The sequence below is a fragment of the Pseudomonas trutticola BRTCR10 genome (assembly GCF_056155105.1).
The window spans coordinates 2,850,159-2,864,095 of sequence record NZ_CM149552.1; the positions used below are offsets into that span (position 1 = coordinate 2,850,159).

Genomic DNA, 13,937 nt, shown 5'->3' on the forward strand with positions numbered 1-13,937 from the left:
GTGAGTTATTGGATAGGCAGTTGTGTCACTGGGACGGCCAGACTTTGAACTCATCGGCAGCGTGGCGATTGATGTTTTGCGGCGGGATCAATGACGAATTCAGCACAATTGCGCTGACGGATTGCGGCGCTCGACAGGGTCGTGGTGTTGCTGCAATCTGCACGCAAACGGCGCATGGGCTATCCACGAACAGGGGAGAGAATCCTTGATGCACAACGCGTTTTCGATTCTTTGCCAGGGTGGCGACGGCAACCGTCCGCAGACCCTCGAAGAGCTGGTGGCCAGCGCTGCGCTGCTGTTGCCGATGCTCGATGTGATCCCCAACGCGGTGATTTTCATCAAGGATGTGCAGGCCCGGTATGTCCTGGCCAACCGCACACTGGTGCAGCGTTGCGGCTTGAAAGACTTGCGCCCGCTGCTCGGCAAAACCAGCGCGCAGGTGTTCCCGGCGCAACTGGGGCCGGGCTACACCGAGCAGGATCGCAAAGTGCTGGAGGAGGGGTTTGTGCTGGAGGATCAGCTCGAACTGCATCTTTATGGCAGTCGCGAACCCGGTTGGTGCCTGACCCACAAACAACCGCTGTACAACCGCGACGGGCAGATCATCGGTTTGGCTGGTATCTCCGTGGATGTGCAGTCAGCCAGCGAAACCCATCCGGCCTTCCAGCGACTGGCGGCGGTCGACGAACACATTCGCAACCATTTCAACCGCCGCGTCACGCTGGGCGAACTGACGCGCATCGCGGGTATTTCCGTCGCGCAACTGGAGCGCTACTGCAAACGGGTGTTCCACCTGACGCCCCGGCAAATGATCCAGAAAGTCCGCCTGGAACATGCCCATCGGCTACTGCACACAGACCTGCCGATCACCGACGTTGCGCTGCAATGCGGCTACACCGACCACAGCGCCTTCACCCGCCAGTTCAAGGCCTCGACCGGGTTTACACCTCGGCAGTATCGTCAGGCTACATCCCTGTAGGAACTGCTGGAGGCTGCGGTCTTTTGATCTTGATCTCCAAAATCAAAAGATCGCAGCCTTCGGCAGTTCCTACACCGGCATCTGCATTAAATACACAACTGAATATGCCCTCCTGGCACATCTAAACGAGCTCCGGTGGAAGCCAGCAACACGGGGATGTGTGATCGAGCCTTGCGATTTCATGCTTCACATCCATCATGGGTCGCCTGTCACCGGGAGACTCAATGCTCTATCTAATCGAGGGCTCTGCCTTGTACAAAAATGGGAAGTTTTCTTTCTCCGTCAATATAGACTTCAAGATAAATTTCTCCAGGAGAGACTCTTCTGAACACACCTGCCGGAACATGAAGCCAAACGTTTCCTGGAGTCGCGCTACCTGTCCACGAGCCGGTCGAATTACTCCCGGGACCGGATCGGAAACTCGTAGGGCCAAGGTGATAACCCATGTTATTACTATTAATGCCAATTGTTGCGGGCGTGTTCAAGCCGTTGGTAAACCACATTATTCCGGCACCGTAGATGGTGCGCCAATTTTCCCCGGTATACACGACGTATACCTGCGAGGACGGTTTGTTGCCATAGAGAGCCTTGGCGGTAAAGCTGTGAGCGCCCATGGACAGACCTGTGAGTGGAAATGTCCAGACGCCGGTCGATGGATTGGCGGTGGCTTCTCCCTTCTTGGTCGTGCCGTCGAGGATTTCGACTTTCTGGCCTTTGGCGGCAGCACCCGTCAGGGTTACAGCTGTCTCGATTGTCGTACCATTTTTGGGGATTTCTTTGCCGCTTGGGTTGCCCTTGATCGACGTCAGTGTCGGTGCAGTGGCGGCGGTAACGGTCAGCGTTCTGGCGGCGGATTCCGCACCCGCGCCATACAAAGCCTTGGCTTTGAAACTGTGCGCGGCCACGTTCAAGCCAGTGACGGCCAAGGTCCAGGCACCGGTCGATGCATTGGCGGTGACTTGGCCCTTGAATGTTTCGCCGTCGAACACGTTGATTTTCTGACCCTTGGCGGCGGCGCCGCTCAGGGTCACGGCCGTTTCGATGGTCAAACCGGCGTTGGGGATTTCAACCCCGCTCGGGCTGCCCTTGACCGAGGTCAGTGTCGGTGCAGTGGCGGCGGTAACGGTCAGCGTTCTGGCGGCGGATTCCGCACCCGCGCCATACAAAGCCTTGGCTTTGAAACTGTGCGCGGCCACGTTCAAGCCAGTGACGGCCAAGGTCCAGGCACCGGTCGATGCATTGGCGGTGACTTGGCCCTTGAATGTTTCGCCGTCGAACACGTTGATTTTCTGACCCTTGGCGGCGGCGCCGCTCAGGGTCACGGCCGTTTCGATGGTCAAACCGGCGTTGGGGATTTCAACCCCGCTCGGGCTGCCCTTGACCGACGTCAGCGTGGGGGCAGTGGCGGCGGTAACGGTCAGTGACCTGACGGCCGATTCCGCACCCGCGCCATACAAGGCTTTGGCTTTGAAACTGTGCGCTGCAACGTTCAGGCCGGTGACGGTCAAGGTCCAGATGCCGGATGTTGCATTGGCAGTGGCTTGACCCTTGGTGGTCGAGCCATCGAAGATTTCGACTTTCTGACCTTTTGCTGCGACCCCGCTCAGGGTCACGGCCGTTTCGATGGTCAAGCCGCCGTTAGGAATTTCAACCCCGCTCGGGCTGCCCTTGACCGACGTCAGCGTGGGGGCAGTGGCGGCGGTAACGGTCAGTGTCCTGACGGCCGATTCCGCACCCGCGCCATACAAGGCTTTGGCTTTGAAACTGTGCGCTGCAACGTTCAGGCCGGTGACGGTCAAGGTCCAGATGCCGGATGTTGCATCGGCAGTGGCTTGACCCTTGGGGGTCGAGCCATCGAAGATTTCGACTTTCTGACCTTTTGCTGCGACCCCGCTCAGGGTCACGGCCGTTTCAATGGTCGAGCCGCCGTTGGGAATTTCAATCCCGCTTGGACTGCCTTTGACCGACGTCAGTGTCGGTGCAGTGGCGGCGGTAACGGTCAGTGTCCTGACGGCCGATTCCGCACCCGCGCCATACAAGGCCTTGGCTTTGAAACTGTGCGCCGCAACGTTCAGGCCGGTGACGGTCAAGGTCCAGATGCCGGATGTTGCATTGGCAGTGGCTTGACCCTTGGTGGTCGAGCCATCGAAGATTTCGACTTTCTGACCTTTTGCTGCGACCCCGCTCAGGGTCACGGCCGTTTCAATGGTCGAGCCGCCGTTGGGAATTTCAATCCCGCTTGGACTGCCTTTGACCGACGTCAGCGTGGGGGCAGTGGCGGCGGTAACGGTCAGTGTCCTGACGGCCGATTCCGCACCCGCGCCATACAAGGCCTTGGCTTTGAAACTGTGCGCTGCAACGTTCAGGCCGGTGACGGTCAAGGTCCAGATGCCGGATGTTGCATCGGCAGTGGCTTGACCCTTGGTGGTCGAGCCATCGAAGATTTCGACTTTCTGACCTTTTGCTGCGACCCCGCTCAGGGTCACGGCCGTTTCAATGGTCAAGCCGCCATTGGGAATTTCAATCCCGCTTGGACTGCCTTTGACCGACGTCAGCGTGGGGGCAGTGGCGGCGGTAACGGTCAGTGTCCTGACGGCCGATTCCGCACCCGCGCCATACAAGGCCTTGGCTTTGAAACTGTGCGCTGCAACGTTCAGGCCGGTGACGGTCAAGGTCCAGATGCCGGATGTTGCATCGGCAGTGGCTTGACCCTTGGTGGTCGAGCCATCGAAGATTTCGACTTTCTGACCTTTGGCGGCGACGCCGCTCAGGGTCACGGCGGTTTCGATGGTCAAGCCGCCATTGGGAATTTCAATCCCGCTTGGACTGCCTTTGACCGACGTCAGTGTCGGTGCAGTGGCGGCGGTAACGGTCAGTGTCCTGACGTCGGACTCCACGCCTGAACCGTACAGTGCCTTGGCGGTGAAACTGTGCAACGCAACGCTCAGACCTGTAACCGGTAAAGTCCAGACGCCCGTCGTCAAGTCTGCCGTCGGCTCGCCCAGCGGCGTGTCGTTGTCCAGCACCCGGACTTTCAGACCCTTGCTCGCAGTGCCTGTCAGCGTCACGCGGGTCTCCACCGTGACGCCTTTATCGGGAATTTCTTCGCCTTTGGAGTCGGTGACCGAAGTGATCGTCGGGCTCACCACTTCGCCGATCAGCAAATCAAGCGTCGCTGAATACTCATATTTCTGTGTGGCTGCTCGCCAAAGCGCATAGCGAACTTTCACATAGCCCCCGATGTTGCCCGTGACGAACTGCGCGTCCACCCTGAACCGCACCGGCTTACCTTCAGTGACTGTCGTGATGGGCAACCAGTCGCTGGTGCTGCCCAGCGGATCGGGCGCACGCCAGTAGTAGGTCAGGATGTCTTTCCTGAGGGTCCTGGCCTGGTCGATCAAGACATGCACGCTGTCCAGGACACCGGACGGATCGAGTACGTCCGGTGGGTCAGCCTCCTCGACTTTCGGCACCGGCAGTGTGGCGTGCAGGTGGGCCACGTTGACCAGCAGCCGCTCTGACTCGATGACGCCGTAGAGCGCGACCTTATCGTTGGACACCCGGTATGAAAGGTCGAGACGGCCCTGATCCAGCACCCGGATGTGCTCATTGGTTACATAAAGCGTCACCAGTCCCTGCCTGGCTTCGTTGTCGCTGACAGTATGTTGCGCTTCGTGCCGATAAGATTGGCCGCCGGCGCGTGTCCCTGCCCATATCAGATTGATCAGGTCGCCATTGGCGATGTCCGGGTAGCGAACATCCACGGTGGCCTGGGCCTCGTCCGGCTCAAGCGTGTCGCCAAACAGTTCGCGAATGATCGGCTCGGGCAGCATCGAAACGTCACCGATCACCTCGGCAAAGGCGCGTTTTGATGACAGGGGAGGGGCGCCATTTTTTTTCGTCAGCACATACGAAGCATCGCCCAACCCCATGGCAATGGCTCTGATCTGCGCATAAGGCACCTTAAACTCCAGAATGCTTGGAATGCTGACAACCGGTTTGGACTCGGTATGAACCAAAGGCTTGCCGTTCAGGGGCGTGCCAATCCAGGACATCGTCACGGTGTCACCAAGCTCGAAGTCCGCGGACTCGAGCTTGACCTGGACGGTGATGTCCAGTTTGTTCAGATCCTTGATGGTGATGACGCCGTTGATCGCCTCTTTGATGATGGGCATTCCCAGACGCCAGGCACCGGCTTCTACCCGCACACGGGCGCTTTGTGAATGGCGGACGGTCCAGTTCCACACCTCGTCATGAATGTCGTAGCGCAACACCAGCGCGTCGTTGTCGCCACCGGCCAGAATCGCGGCCTGATCGGCAATGATCACGATTGGCGTCTTGTGATCCACCTCGTCCTGCGTCACGGTGTGGGGCGCAAGAGCGGTGCTGCCCCATTTCACCAGCACCGTGTCGCGCACTGCCATGTCCGGGTAGAAAGGCACGGTCACGGGCACGCCTTTTTTGGCCCACTCGGCATCAATGCCCTGTTGCACGACCTCTGGGGGCAGAGTGACCGGAAACAGTTTGCCATGGCCGTCAGGATCATTCGGGTGATCATCTCGCCCGCCGGGACGGGTGAGCTTGACCAGCAAACGCTGTGATACAGCAGGGTCATCCGGCGCGGTGCCACCGAAACGGGTCAACTGGTAATGACACTCCTCAGCCCAGCCCGGTCGGGCGATCGCTACAGGCAGGTAAAAGAACAGCGGAAAGTCGACTTCATCGGCCTCTACTTCTTTGGTGAAAACAGATTGTTTGTCCCAGTAGATAACGTGTTTATCTCCCTCGTGCATGCCTATGTACGCAGGGATCACACACAGTATGCCGGCATCGCTGTCTTCGACCACTTTGAGATTGATACCGCCATCACCGTCCTGGATGGGATCCACCATCCCCGGAATAACAAGCGGGCGCAGCGCCAGTGTTGCGTTATCGAAATCAATATCGGGGAATAGAAAGGGGCTTTTGGAAGACATCTCGGAACTCCTGTTGTGCGCGATGCCAACAACTGCAGGCATGAAAGGGTTCGTTTGATTGGGCGCTAATAGAGGCGGATTGGCTACTGTCAGATCTGACAGGTGCGCGGGGTTTTCCGATGAACGGTATTAGTCATCAATTGAGGCCAGTATGGCGTGCGAGCGATGTCGGGGATTTATTGGTTGAAGGTAATCAACGGACAGTCGTCAAGTCGCTTTCCTGCGGATGAAGGAGAACGCGAGCAATTGGGAATCTGTACGAGTCAAAACCTATGGCGAATGAGTGGAGGCGGGTGTAAAGAGCAGGGTGGTCAACTGTAACTCTTGGAGAATGGCCACAAATTCTTGTGGGATTGGACTTGTTCACGAAGGCGATATATCAATCAACATTGAAGTTTCCTGACACGTTGCTTTCGCGAGAAACCCGCCCGCAGTTCGACCGTATTCCTTTGCTAAAATTTAGAATAAGTCGTTAGGCTTGGACATCTTTCCGGCATATACCAAAAATTAAAAAGTGGGCTTGCATTGGGTCCGATATGAAATTAGCTATCTCTATGGGTGTATTCAATAGTCTGTTTAATGAGCTGATTTTGAAAAAGCATCCCGACAAAACTCCTATCGTTCATATTAAACGGAGTTTCACGTTCCTGGGAAAGTGTTACCCCCGTCCAATAGCCTCTCATGTTAATTGCTGTTCAGCGAAGGAACGCCAGTTTAAGTAAGCAATCCCCATCCGCCGCCTTTCGCGGGACGACGAGTGGGGGTGGAATAAAGTTTTTTCGTACAACCGCGTTAGGTGCTACTTTCCTAAAACCGGGAGCAAAGCAATGCCATGGAAATTATTGGCCTCATCTAGCCCGCTTTCAACGACCCATTGGTTGGTTTGTGGGAAATTATAGAGTCCATTTGTTTCGCGGTTCCCTGCCGATGACGCGACATACTCGCCCCACCACCAGAGTCGTTCGTACTCGGAGGATGAGCGTACGTATTTAATGTTTAACAAGTCGATGTGTGAGGAGAAGTCGCGGACGGGTATAGGTATACCTCCCACTGTTTGAGTCCATGCTAGATATTTGGGGTAGGTTAAGTACTTATTTTCGGATGATATGTATCGGCGTACGTTGCGAGTCGTGACGTCGAACTGCTTGGTTTGGCCGACAGCGTCTTGTACGGTGATGGTGGCTGTGCCATTGCTTTCACTTCTGACGGTGCCGTCCGAATCAACTGAGGCAATGAGCGGCTTGGAAGATACATAGGTGTAAGGTCGGACCCCGCCTTGCGCGCCACGGTTGGATGAGGTTCCGGCGGGGTCGTTACCAGAGAGTGCCCAGTTCAGGCCGAGCCTGCGATCGAGATATTGAACCCGTCGAGGGTAAGCGGTGACGTGTCCACGGTGAGTGGGGTGGTTACGGTCAATGTCCGGGCGGCGGAACTCTCCCCTAGAGCGTACAGCGCCTTGGCGGTAAAGCTGTGCTCCGTCAGGCTCAGGCCGGTCACCTCAAGTTCCCATCTGCCATTACTGGCACCCACCTCCGCGATGCCTTTGGGTGTCGTGCCATCAAAGATCTCGACTTTCAGACGCGGTGTGCCGCCGCCGGTCAATTTGACGGTGGTATCGGGCGTGGTGCCTTTATCGGGGATCTCCACGCCTTTGGAGTCTTTCACCGAGGTGATGCTTGGTTTGATGGCATTGGAAAGTGTGACGACTCTGCCTAGCGATACCTGCCCCGTACCGTACAGCGCCTTGGCAGTGAGCGTGCGAGTACCAATGGCGGTCAGTGTGATTTCGCAGGTCCAGATGCCAGCGTCATTGGCGGTGTATTTACCTTTTGAAGCCCCATTGTCGAACACCTCGACTTCCTGAAGCGGTGCTGCGGTGCCGGTCAGTTTGATCTTGGGATCGACCGTGCCGCCGTAATTCGGAATGTCTTCATCCTTGGAGTCTTGCACCGTGCTGATCACCGGTTTCACATCCTGCACGGTTTTGACGTTGTAAACGCGCGACGGGAAGGTCACTGCTTTGGCTTCATCGGGGCTGCCGTCGAAAGTGACCTTGAACTCGATTTTCAGTGTCGAGTTGTCCTTGAGACCGCGCAACTCGGCCACCGGTGTCGCCGGGTAAGGCCCTACAATCACGCCATCACCGCGTAACGTTTCCCCCTCATAAGTCGTCTTTTTGTACTCCGATCCATCGGCTTTGGTGCCGCTGTAGCGCAGCCAGATTTTCTGATTCGCAGCAATCAAAGGCCAGGCAGCCACGCGGGTGGACGCATTGTTGGCCAGGGTGATCACATCGAGATCATCATTGGACGCGCCATCGATGGTTGCCTTGGGCAGTTGGGCATGTTCATGCGGGATCGTCAGCACCGTCAGCGGCAAAACCTTCGAAGGCACCGGCGCACCACCACGCGTCACGGTGTAACTCACCGTCACCGCTTTGCCCAGGTTGAAGGCTACAACCGATTTTTTCAGCTCGATCGATTGTGGCCCCAGCGTGGTCACGGTTTTTTTCGCGGAGGTGTCCGAGCCGTTCGGTGGCGTGCCGGTCCAGGTGATGATGATGTCATCACCGATGGCCATACCGGTGTATTCGACGATGGCGGTCAGGCTGTCCTTGGCTGCCAATGGATTGAGGCTGGTGCTGCCATTGGCCTCCTTGATCTGCGGCTCTTTCAAGTCCAGCGCCACGCCGACTCTGAAATCCTGCGGATTGGAATAACTCGTTCCACCCGCCGCACGCTTGATGAAATACGACGCCGATACGGTGCCGCCTTCGTTGTCCTTGATCACCTTGGCGTCGATGGTGAACGCAACCGGTTTGCCGGCGGTGAACGAGCTCAGGATGAGCGAGTCGATGGTCTTGCCGGTTTTTGAACCGAACCACTCGTAAACCACTTCGTCATCCTTGACGGTATTCAGGTACACCACGGTGAGGGTGGTGCCTTGGGTGTCGGCGGGCAGCACGCCGTCGACTACGCCGGCCACTTTCGGCTCCGGCAGTTCCAGCCGCGGTTCGCCGATTTGCAGGATGGCGGCGTGGATCGATTCGCGGATGGCGTGGGTGGCGTTGACCCGGTTCATCGTGCCCAGTACACCGTCCTTGATGATCAACTGGTAGTACAGCTCAAGCCTGCCGCCGTTGATCGGGGCCAAGTGCTTTTTGTCGACGATGATCCGAAGCGGTTCCTTTTTGGCGATATCGCCGTTGGTGATTGGGCGCAAATCCAGGTCGGGCAGGTACGGGGTCAGTTCGGGGCGGGTGCCGAGCCAGAACAGCTTGATTGACTGGCCGGCGGCGAAGGAGTTGTCGAACGGGATGTCGATCAGCACTTGCGGCAGCGCTGGGTCGAGAGCTCCCGACACAGCGTCTAGCGCCACGGGGGCCAGGAGCCGTTGCACCTCGCCGATGGCACTGATGAACTGGGTCTTGGCGCGCAGGTCGGCAGTACCGTCGGCCTTTTCCAGGCGATAGGACAGGGCGATCTGCGACTTGGCCAACTGGCGCAGCACGGCGTTGGGGATTTTCGTTTCATGGGTGCTCGGCACGCTGATCAGCGCCGTGCCCCTGATCTGCACATCGATGGGCGCGCCTTCGACCGGGGTGCCCTTGATCCGCAGGACCGGCGTGTCGCCGACCTTGAACGAAGCACCGTCCACCCAGACTTGCGCGGTGCCATCGGCGTCGCCCAGTTTGTCGACGTCGAGCACGTTGCTCTGCGCTTCTTTGAGTATGGGTGCCACCAGCAGGGTGGCGTCGATCGCCACCACCACCCGTTGCTCGGTGCTCCAGTCCTCGGAGCGGTTGTCGACCACGTCGTAGACCTCGAAGGCCACGGCCAGACCCTTGACGCCCGAGTCTCCGGCTTCACGGATGGTGGCCTCCTTGATGTGCACAATGACCGGTGTCTTGCCGTCCGCCTGATCCTGGGTCAGCGGAGTGCTGAGCACGAAGACGCCGCCCCAGCTCACCTGAATCACATCGCCAGCGGCGGCATTTTGATAAGGGACCGAGCCAGCGGCGCCGATGGTGATCGGCACGCCGGCGGCGACATTCTCCTTGTCGATGCCGTCTTTGATGATTTTTGGGGGCAGGGTCATGAGCAGTTTTGAATGGCCCGGCTGGTCATTGTCATCGTGGCCGCCGGGGCGGGTGAGTTTGACCCGCACGTTCATCACTTCCGATGGTTCGGGCGTCTGGTTCAGGCGGGTCACGGAGTAGGAAACCGGGAACGTACCGTCGGTGATGCGGGCCGGGGGCACAAACATCTGCAACTGGGTATTTTTTTCGTTTTCGTCGATGGTTTCCTGCAGCACCTGTTGCCCGGCGCCCCAATAAATCACCAACTTGTCACCAACGCCCATATTGGTCCACGGCCCGGCCCGGCATAACAGGCCCTGCCGGGGGAAATTGTCCCGAGCCGCCGCGAGGTTGATGCCCCAGACTTTGGGTGAATCGGACACCGGCCCGGTGCGACCGGGGATGTCGAGTTCATTGAAAATCAGGGTGCTGTTTTCGGGCAGATCGTTGGCGGACATGGGCGCGAACTCCGGTTGGGAAGGTGACGGAGTGATTGAACGCGGGATTTAGGAAAAGCGCACCTGTCAGATCTGACAGGTGCGGGCCGTTTTCCGACCAACGGTAGCAGGGTGAGCGCCGCTCATACCGGCTAGACTCAGTACGTCACAACCCTCTTGCTTTGACCGGAGAACTGCGATGGTCGGAACACGACCAGGCCGACGCTCGCTATGGCTCCTGCCTACCCTGATCGCCATCAGCCTGACGCTGACCTCTGGCTGTTCAAACCGCAAACACTATCCACCCTCGGGCGTCGGCGACAGTTGCTACGCCAAAGCGCTGCCGACGGTCGGGGAGGGTGGTCTCGCCTGGGGTTCCAGCTTGAACATGGCCCGGCAAAAATCCATGGCCAACTGCATGCGGTATGCCGGACGCTCCGGAGGTACGCCGGGTACGTGTCAGGTGGTGTTGGCCAAGTGCAAATGACTGGGGACGAGCAATGTGGTTTTCCAGAGCGGCTTGAGTTGGTTGGGGAGTCGCCGATACAGGGTTACGGCAGAAACGGGTCAGTCAGGCCCGGGTGCATGAGCCATCAGGAAGAGCCCCATTGAATCTGCAGCATGAAATAGAGCGAATTTTTTCAGGCAAGGCCTTTGCGCGACCGTTGTTTTATTCCGTTGCGCAGGGATTGCGTTTCGAACTCGCTGAATCGGGCGGGATGATTGAAAGGTTTCTAATGGCCCTGCGCAAGGCAGAGGCCGTCTGTGGCGATGTGTTCACCGGTCACTCCGAACTCGTTGTCTGTTTGCGCACTCACTCCGGGAGCAACCGGTTCGCCCATCGGCCTTCGTTGCAAACGCTACGAACACTGGGCATTGACATACCTGCAACGCGCTCGCTTTGGGATGAGCCGATTGATTCAGAGGATTGGTTCGACGAAAACCAGCCCGAGTATTGGCTCAACATCGCTTTCACGGTGCCTGCGGCCCAACTGCAGACTTTTCTCTGGTGTGCATTGGCCAGAGATTTTGGCGCGATTGAGCCCACACTGCACTGCGCCGTGTACCTCTTCAATCTGACAGATCGCGTCATGGTTTTCCCGTACGACGATCGAGGGATGGATGTTGTCGGGCCCAACAAGGCGCTGCTAAGTGATCTTTATCACCGGCACAATGCCTGGCTGCTGGATTACGACCGGGCTGCAATGGATAGCGCATTTGCGGGCGCTGCTATCGTTTCGGGTAATCAAATGTCATGACCGTTAAGACCATGCAAGCCTGTCCTCGCTGTAAATCCGCCGAACAGGTGAGGCCTAAAGCCATTCTGATCGGTGCAGCCAGCCCCGCAAAACGTTTCAACGGTGAGGAGAAAGCAGGCTATCAACGCCTCGATCAACTCGCCGTCGATGAGTGCAAGCCCGAGCGCCTGAAAGCCCCGCCCCTTGAGCAACTGGTCGAGGGTTTTTACTGCGACCTGTGTGGGCACGGCTTTGTCGCCAGTGAGTGGCTAAAAGCCGAAGGCAATAGGCGCTCGCGGTAACAAGCCGGGTGACGGCGAGCGAGCGTCACCCGTCTTGTCACCGAATCAAGCAATACCCAACGCCTTGAGAATCACCAGTGATTTCTCGGCAAACACGTGAGCACGCGCAGTGAACTCAGCGATGTTTTCTTCGGCGGTCATCAGCGGCTTGCCATCTTTGACGAGGACTTCGCCTTGTTCGCCGACGATCGCCCACGCCAGTTGCGCCCATTCAGCCGGGTGCGTTTGACCTTGCTTGATCGAAATGAGGAAAAGTTGCTCGAAGCGGCTGACGGTGACGCCGCCACCGGTGACCGGGCTGGCCAGCACCTGGATCTTGTCGCTCAACAACGAGCGCGAACAGAGCAGCAAGTTGAGGTCGTTGCATCGCGCCCGCACCTGGTTTTCCGCCGCCACGCTTTGGCACGGTGCCACGGCACTCATACCGATCAACACGTTGAGGGCCTGTAATACGTCGTCATAAGGCAGCGCGGATGCCGCAGCAGCCAACTGGCGCAAGGTTTTCGGTGCGTAGTCGTTGGCTGCCAGCGCCAGCAGTACCGGGCCGTAGATTTCGCTCTGCAGCGAGGCTTCGCCCGCAGGGCCGCGGACATGTTGAGGGACGCTTTCTGCGGCTTGCAGCAAGATGAAACGAGTGTTGAACAAGCCTTGGCGCTGTTCGGCAGCGGACAGCCGGGTAGCGCCGCGTACGTAGAGATCACGACGGAAACTCTGATTGACGAAATAGTCACGCGCCTGCTCACGCATGATCGGATGCTCGATCCCTTCCAGGAAGTCCATGCCATCGGCCCTGAGGTTGAGCGGGTCGACCGAGTCCAGCGGCACGGCGGTGGTGACATAGTCGAGTTTGGCCGGGGCCATGGCATCGACGACGTCGGTGAAATACATGCAGTCCCAGCTGCGATTGAAATACTCATGGGCGATGTACTGACGATTCTGCCCTTTGATGCTCTGCAGTTTTGCGTCGAGGTTCGGCACGCTGCTGGCGTAGTTGGGGTTGGCGGCCAGCAGTGCTTCGGAAAATTGCAGGGCGGCATCGATGCGTTGATCGGGGCCTGCAGAAGCAGACTTGGAAAAGCGGTCGTGCAGGCTGAACAGATTGCGCAGCGGCGCCGCAGGCGACCAGCCGGGGAAGCAGTTGTAGCTGACGTACAGCATCCCGCCCGGTTTGAGATGACGCCGGGCAAACTCGACGATCAGTTTCTGGTTGTCGCGACTCACCCAGGTCCAGATGCCATGCAGGCTGATGCTGTCGAATTGCGGCAGATCATCGCGGGCGAGCAGTTGCTCGAAACTGTCGTCATACAGTCGCGCGTCGCTGCTCCAGTCGCTGGCGAGGGTGCTGGCGTGGGCGGCCTGTGAGGGTGTGAAATCGGTGCCGACCCATGAACCCGGGTTGGCTGCGGCATGGATATTGATCGAAACGCCTTGGCCAAAGCCCAACTCGCAGTGATAGGCCTGCGTGGATTCCAGAGTGGCAAAGCCGCGCAACAACAAGCAGTAGCGCTGGAAGACAGGATTGATTTCCCGGCTGTAGCTGTAAGTGTAGCCTTCGTCGGTGAAATACCCTTCGTTCCAGGCGTCGCTCATGCTTTCGTATCCTTTTGTTTCGAGGCTGAAAAGTTGCTCTTATAAGGGGTAGCGGTGACGTGCCACAAGGACAATATGCCGGTGAGTATGTCTTTTCGTTTCAGGTTTTCTGCCGCACACGTCTGAAGATCTTGAAAGTGTGCGATCACAGCCCGCCAAACTCAGGTTCAATTGCCCGTTTTGCCACTCGAGCGTGCAGCAAGCTTGATACCGCGCCGCCTGCACCCCTCACCCTAGCCCTCTCCCGAGGGAGAGGGGACTGACCGGGTTGGTATAGCGAAGTGCACCAAGCTGCAACATCGCGTCGACCGCGGTTTCGCAAGCGATGAAGATCAGC

At 58.1% G+C, this 13,937-nt stretch carries 7 protein-coding genes; 4 read left to right on the forward strand and 3 right to left on the reverse strand.

Annotation, left to right across the window (positions count from 1 at the left end):
- Positions 1 to 208 precede the first annotated feature (208 nt).
- Positions 209 to 979 carry an AraC family transcriptional regulator gene (locus tag ACVVH8_RS12750; RefSeq protein WP_213028445.1) on the forward strand — a complete coding sequence of 257 codons (771 nt, stop codon included), beginning with the start codon at positions 209 to 211 and terminating at the stop codon, positions 977 to 979.
- Between the two features lie 233 nt (positions 980 to 1,212).
- Here ACVVH8_RS12750 and ACVVH8_RS12755 read toward each other — a convergent pair whose 3' ends face one another.
- Both ACVVH8_RS12755 and ACVVH8_RS12760 read right to left on the reverse strand, forming a co-directional pair.
- Positions 1,213 to 5,955 carry a beta strand repeat-containing protein gene (locus tag ACVVH8_RS12755; RefSeq protein ID WP_475230535.1) on the reverse strand — a complete coding sequence of 1,581 codons (4,743 nt, stop codon included), beginning with the start codon at positions 5,953 to 5,955 and terminating at the stop codon, positions 1,213 to 1,215.
- A 1,332-nt stretch (positions 5,956 to 7,287) separates the two neighbouring features.
- A complete protein-coding gene (locus ACVVH8_RS12760; RefSeq protein WP_475230538.1) occupies positions 7,288 to 10,491 on the reverse strand; it encodes a hypothetical protein in 3,204 nt (1,067 codons plus the stop codon).
- Between the two features lie 178 nt (positions 10,492 to 10,669).
- Between ACVVH8_RS12760 and ACVVH8_RS12765 the strand changes: the two genes are divergently transcribed.
- From ACVVH8_RS12765 to ACVVH8_RS12775, 3 genes are all read left to right on the forward strand, one after another.
- A complete protein-coding gene (locus ACVVH8_RS12765) occupies positions 10,670 to 10,957 on the forward strand; it encodes a hypothetical protein (RefSeq protein ID WP_475230541.1) in 288 nt (95 codons plus the stop codon).
- 121 nt (positions 10,958 to 11,078) lie between these two features.
- Entirely contained in the window at positions 11,079 to 11,729 is a 651-nt protein-coding gene (locus ACVVH8_RS12770; RefSeq protein WP_475230542.1) for a DUF3885 domain-containing protein, read from the forward strand.
- Complete coding sequence (locus tag ACVVH8_RS12775) at positions 11,726 to 12,010, forward strand: hypothetical protein (RefSeq protein WP_475230544.1); 285 nt, start codon at positions 11,726 to 11,728, stop codon at positions 12,008 to 12,010. The genes ACVVH8_RS12770 and ACVVH8_RS12775 overlap by 4 nt, the downstream gene beginning before the upstream one ends.
- Positions 12,011 to 12,055: 45 nt before the next feature.
- On the opposite strand, the gene ACVVH8_RS12780 is transcribed toward ACVVH8_RS12775, so the two are convergent.
- Entirely contained in the window at positions 12,056 to 13,600 is a 1,545-nt protein-coding gene (locus tag ACVVH8_RS12780) for a methyltransferase regulatory domain-containing protein (RefSeq protein WP_475230547.1), read from the reverse strand.
- Positions 13,601 to 13,937 lie beyond the last annotated feature (337 nt).